Consider the following 5,436-nt stretch of genomic DNA (forward strand, 5'->3'; position numbering starts at 1 on the left):
GGCGAGGCCGAGGCGCTGCGCCAGTATGCCCACCTGGTCAAGCGGGTGGCGCGCCAGCTGTCGTCCCAGGCCGGCGGCGTGTTCGACCGCGAAGACATGGAGCAGGTAGGGCTGATGGCCTTGCTGGAAAGCCTGCGCCGCTACGGCGAGCCGGACGACAAGTTCGCCGGCTTCGCCATTTTGCGCATCCGCGGCGCCATCCTCGACGAATTGCGCCGGCTGGACTGGCGGCCGCGCTCGGTGCGCCAGGAGGCGCACCGCGTGCGCGACGGCCTGCGCCTGCTCAGCCGCAAGCTGGGGCGCGAGCCCAGCGAAGCCGAGGCGATGCAGTTGCTCGGCCTCAGCGCCGAGGCCTACCAGGAAGCGCTGCTGGCCGACAACGCCGAGGCGCTGGCCAGCTTCGACGAATTGATGGCCGCCGGCATGGAGCCGGCGAGCGAGGACAATCCCGAGCAGCGGCTGGCGCTGAAGAGCGCGCTGACGGTGGCGCTGCAAGCGCTTAACCCGCGCGAGCAGCAAGTGATCCAGCTGTATTACGAATTTGAACTGAGCCTCAAGGAGATCGCGGCGGTGCTGGCGCTGACCGAAGCGCGCGTCTGCCAGATCAACAAGAGCGCCCTGAAAAAAATGCAGGCCTGCCTACAAGCGGCCTGAGTCCGAGGAAAGAAAACATGCAGCAATTATTCGGCATTCTGATCGTGCTGGTTTGTGTCTTTGGCGGCTTCATGCTGCATGGCGGCATCCTGTCGGTGATCTGGCAGCCGGTGGAGCTGCTGATCATCTGCGGCGCCGCCGTCGGCGCCATCGTGCTGGGCAATCCCCAGCACGTGCTCACGGAAATGGGCGGCCAGATCAAGCGCGTCGGCATGCGCAAGAAATACGACGCGGAGTTCCAGCGCCAGCTGCTGCTGCTGATGTACGAACTCCTGATCACCGCCAGCCAGGGCCTGAAGGCCTTGGACGAACACGTGGAAGCGCCGCGCCAGAGCGCGCTGTTCAACCGCTACCCGCTGGTGCTGGAAGAACCCAAGCTGCTGGCCTTCATCGTCGACAACTTCCGTTTGATGGCGATGGGCAAGATCAGCGCCCATGAACTGGAGGGCGTGCTGGACCAGGAACTGGACGCCATCCACGAAGAACTGAACCAGCCGTCCAAATCGCTGCACAAGATCGCCGAGGCGATGCCGGGCTTCGGCATCCTGGCCGCGGTGCTGGGCATCGTGATGGCGATGAACAGCGTCAGCCAGGGCGCCACCGCCGGCGAGATCAGCGAGAAAGTGGCCGCCGCCATGGTGGGCACCTTCATCGGTATTTTCTTCTGCTACGGCGTGCTGGACCCGCTGTCCAATATGATGCACCAGCTGGTCAAGCAGGAGTTGTCCAACTACGAATCGGTGAAAGTGGTGCTGACCACCCACGTATCCGGCAAGCCGCCGCTGCTGGCCATCGACGCCGGGCGCCGCCTGGTGCAGCTGAACACCAAGCCCAGCTTCTCGCAGCTGGAAACCTGGATCAACACGCTGGAAGGCGTGAACTAAGCGGATGGCGGGCATGGCGAACAAGAACAATCGCGAGCATGAAGCCGCGGTGATCAAGAAGGTGTCGCGCCGCCAGGATTCCGAAGGACACGGCGGCGCCTGGAAAGTGGCGTTCGCCGACTTCGTGCTGGCGCTGATGTGCTTGTTCCTGGTGCTGTGGGTGCTGGCCGCGCGCGACCAGGAAAACCTGCAGCAATTGCTGACCGCCGGCGGCGGCAGCCCCTTGAAGGCCGGCGGCACGCGCAGCATAGAGCATAGCGGCACGCCGCCGGGCAGCCTGATTCCGCGCGATCCCATCCCCGGTCAGCCCACCACCACCACCAAGGCCGACTCCTTGCTGCAAGACAGCAACAAGGTGGCCAAGCAGGCGGCCGATGGCAAGGCGCCGCGCAAGCTGGACAGCGTGGCCGATCTGGAAAAGCTGGCCGGCATGCTGGCCAAGATGAGCCGCGACGCCGGCCTGGCCAGCAATCTGCAAACCGTGATCACGCCCTACGGTTTGAGGGTGATGCTGCACGATACCGACAATCAAGGCATGTTCGAGCGCGGCAGCGCCATCGTCGATCCGCGCTTCAAGCGCCTGCTGCACGATATGGGCGATATGTTCGGCCATATCGACAATCAATTGCTGATTGTCGGACACACGGACGCCGCGCAATACCGCACCGCCGGCTTCGGTTCGTTTTCGAACTGGGGCTTGTCCAGCAATCGCGCGATGGCGGCGCGGCTGCATCTGTTGGAAGGCGGCATGAACGCCGCCGGCATCCTGCAAGTGGTGGGCATGGCCGACCGCGCGCCACTGGACGCCGCGCATCCGCTGGCCGCTTATAACCGCCGCATCGAGCTGTTGGTGCTGACCAGCAAGCAGGCGCAGGCGGTGGTGGCGATGTTCGGCACGCCCGGACAGAGCGGGAATCGCGAGACCACTGTTGTAAGTTCGCCACTACAGCAATCCGATCTGAATAGCGCGCTGAAAGATGGCCTAACTCCCCGCTGAACTTTTATTTTTTTGGGTTCAAAACAAAAGCCTGATTCGTTTCAGGCTTTTTTTATGTGTGTTTTTTCACACTTTTGTTAACCGCTAATATTATAATCCGCACCTGATTAATAAAAATTCGAGCGAAAGACTCGGATGATGTTGACAAAAAAAGACGCCAAAAGGCGGCAAACATCTGCGGGAAAGTCGATTCAATCGCAAGACTATCGGGGACGACGTGGTCATGAATGAAAACCACAATATCAAAGCCTTGTTAAAGGGCACTCATCTGTTCGGGCACCTGGACAACGACAAACTGGACAAAGCGCTGGAACTGGCCGACAGCCGCCGCCTGAGCAAGGGCGAAACGCTGTACAGCGAGGGCGACAACGCCAGCGAGGTCTATCTGCTGGCCAGCGGCAGCATGCAAACCTTTGTTTCGGATGGCCTCAGCAAGAAATACATTCTGCAAATCTGCACGCCGGGAGAGCTGATCGGCATGGTCGGCTTCATCGACAGCGGCGAACGCAGCTCCAACTGCGCGGCGGACGAAGACAGCCACCTGCTGGCCTTCAGCCGCGACAGCCTGATGCGGCTGTTCGATACCGAGGACGGCCTGCCGCACAGCCCGGAAGCGCGCACCCGCATCATGTGCCACCTGGTGCAAGTGGTGCGCCGCATGTCCACCAAGGCCAAGAACCTGGCGCTGATGGACGTGTACGGTCGCGTGCGCATCCTGATCAACCAGATGCTGGAAGACCAGGACGGCGACGAAATGGTGCTGAAAAAGCAACTGACCCAGCAGGAAATCGCCGACCAGATCGGCTCTTCCCGCGAGATGGTGGCGCGCATCCTGAAGGAACTGGTATTCGGCCGCTATATCCGTCTGGAAAACCGCCGCATCGTCGTTCTGAAAATGTTACCGGTAAATTTTTAAGTTTTTTTTCAGACTGTCGCCTTGAAAGGTTGAGAGCGGGCCGCGTGCCCGCTCGCAGCGCACAGCCAACACAAGACGGATTCCCAAACTATGCAAATCAACTCGACCTCGTCGCAACGCCGCGAACTGGCCGTTGGCGGCCAAGGCGCCGCGGTGGAAACCCCGACGCGCGCGCCCGCCGCCGCGGCAACGCCCGCCGCGAGCCAGGACATGGCGCCAGCGGTGGCGGAATTGCGCGCGCTGCCGGACATCGATCTCAAGCGGGTGGAAGAAGTGCGCGCCGCCCTGGCGCGCGGCGAAGTGCGTTTCGACGCCGCGCGGCTGGCCGACTTGGTGGAGCAATATCACCGGAGCCGCTGAATGAACCGCGAGCAAGCCTTCAAACAACTGCTGGCCACCGTGCAGCAGGATCTGCAAGGCTACCGCCAGCTGGAGCAATTGCTGGAACAGCAATTCTCCGCCGCGCTGGCGCACCAGACTGAAACCCTGAAGCAATTGGGCGACGATATCGTCGGCCAGTGCGACACGCTGCAAGCCAGCCGCGACCAGCGCCTGCAACTGGCTGGCCGTTTGCTGGGCGACGGCCGCGCCGCCTCCATGGACGCGGTGCTCAAACTGCTGCCGGTCGCCGTCGAGCCGGCCTGCCGCCAGCGCTGGGACGCGCTGGTGGCGCAAATCCGCCAGTGCCAGACCCTGAACCTGCGCAACGGCCAGCTGCTGCAACAGCAGCAGGAACTGATGAACCGCGTGCTGAATGGAGACAGCGATGTTTACTGTGCGCAATGAGGCGCGCGCCGGCGCGGACTTCGACAGCGACGCGATCGCGCTGCCGGCGATGGGCCAGGGGCAGGGCGGCGAACGTTTCGCCGATCAATGGAGCGGCCAGCTGCAAAGCGAGGTGCGCGACTTCATCGAGAACGGCTCGGACAACTGGGCCAGCTTGTCGCCGGAAGGCGCTTGGGCGCGCCAGCGCGTCAACGATGCAACGTTGGGTGGCAGCATGCCCTACGGCGCCGATCAGCAGGCCTTCCTCGACAGCATCGCCCCTTATGCCCAGCAGGCCGCGGCCAAGCTGGGCGTGGCGCCGGAGCTGGTGGCCGCGCACGCGGCGCTGGAGTCCGGCTGGGGCCAGCATCCGCTGACCCGCGCCGATGGCGGCAGCAACCACAATCTGTTCGGCATCAAGGCCGGCAAGGGCTGGCAGGGCGAAGTCAGCCGCGCGCTGACCACCGAGCACCTGGACGGGCGCGATGTGAAGCGCACCGAGAGCTTCCGCGCCTATCCCGGTCTGCAGGACGCCTTCGCCGACTACGCGCAACTGCTGGCCGGCAATCCGCGCTACCGCGGCGCGCTGGGCGTGGGCAGCAATGCCCAGGCCTTCGCCCAGGGGCTGGCCCAGGGTGGCTACGCCACCGATCCAGGCTATGCCGACAAGCTGCAAAAGGTGGCGGCGGGGATACTGGCCCGCAAGAAACCCTAGAACAGGCTGCTGCAAGCAAGAGCCCCTGGACGCTTATCGTCGCAGGGGCTTTTTTGCGCGCAGGGCGCTGGCCGGAAGCGGGCAAGTTGTCATTGATGATATTTAATACCACTTTAATGCCATTTAATTTCGGCATTTACTCCAAACGATTGTTTGAATAACGCTGGAGACATCGCTTGAATCAAGGCGTCGCGCAATTAGCCAATTCAGCGCGTCGGCAATATCTAGAGTATTTATGTTCAAATTAAAAAGTCATTACTCGTATTATTTTGACGGCTCGCCGCTTGGCGCGCCCTTGAGCTCTATCACATTGCCTTCCGGGTCTTGCAGATAGAGGGATGGGCCGTCGCCCTCGGCGCCGTAGCGCTGCTCGGTGACGCCGGCGGCGACACCGTGGCGCGCCAGGTGGGCGCGGATCGCCGCCTCGTCGAAGGGCTCCACCCGGAAGCAGAAGTGATCCAGGTTGCGCCCCTCGGTGCCCGGCGCGCGGCCGCCGGCGCGGCCC

General features: G+C 62.9%; 7 protein-coding genes and 1 pseudogene. 7 read left to right on the forward strand and 1 reads right to left on the reverse strand.

Features of this window, described 5'->3' with window-relative positions:
• The 7 genes from LQT98_RS18830 to LQT98_RS18860 form a co-directional block, all read left to right on the forward strand.
• A partial coding sequence (locus tag LQT98_RS18830) for an RNA polymerase sigma factor FliA (protein WP_269326084.1) occupies window positions 1-654 on the forward strand: 654 nt, incomplete at its 5' end.
• 17 nt (window positions 655-671) lie between these two features.
• Window positions 672-1,538, forward strand: a complete 867-nt coding sequence (gene motA, locus LQT98_RS18835; RefSeq protein WP_048407823.1) for a flagellar motor stator protein MotA — start codon at window positions 672-674, stop codon at window positions 1,536-1,538.
• A gap of 13 nt (window positions 1,539-1,551) precedes the next feature.
• Window positions 1,552-2,535 (forward strand): flagellar motor protein MotB, encoded by a 984-nt coding sequence (locus LQT98_RS18840; RefSeq protein WP_231464285.1) that lies wholly within the window; start codon window positions 1,552-1,554, stop codon window positions 2,533-2,535.
• Window positions 2,536-2,758: 223 nt separating this feature from the next.
• On the forward strand, window positions 2,759-3,451 hold the full coding sequence (locus tag LQT98_RS18845; protein ID WP_231464287.1) for a Crp/Fnr family transcriptional regulator: 693 nt from the start codon (window positions 2,759-2,761) through the stop codon (window positions 3,449-3,451).
• 90 nt (window positions 3,452-3,541) lie between these two features.
• A complete protein-coding gene (gene flgM, locus LQT98_RS18850; protein WP_048407825.1) occupies window positions 3,542-3,811 on the forward strand; it encodes a flagellar biosynthesis anti-sigma factor FlgM in 270 nt (89 codons plus the stop codon).
• Entirely contained in the window at window positions 3,812-4,237 is a 426-nt protein-coding gene (gene flgN, locus LQT98_RS18855) for a flagellar export chaperone FlgN (RefSeq protein ID WP_048407826.1), read from the forward strand. It abuts the gene before it with no gap.
• The gene (locus tag LQT98_RS18860) at window positions 4,218-4,931 is read left to right on the forward strand and encodes a glycoside hydrolase family 73 protein (protein ID WP_231464289.1); all 714 of its coding nucleotides are present in this window, start codon (window positions 4,218-4,220) and stop codon (window positions 4,929-4,931) included. Before flgN ends, LQT98_RS18860 begins: the two co-directional genes overlap by 20 nt.
• Before the next feature lie 264 nt (window positions 4,932-5,195).
• Here the strand turns inward: LQT98_RS18860 and LQT98_RS18865 are convergent.
• Window positions 5,196-5,436 (reverse strand): annotated as a pseudogene (locus tag LQT98_RS18865) (hypothetical protein); the annotation flags it as partial.

This window comes from Chromobacterium aquaticum (assembly GCF_021129195.1).
Lineage (GTDB): Bacteria > Pseudomonadota > Gammaproteobacteria > Burkholderiales > Chromobacteriaceae > Chromobacterium > Chromobacterium aquaticum.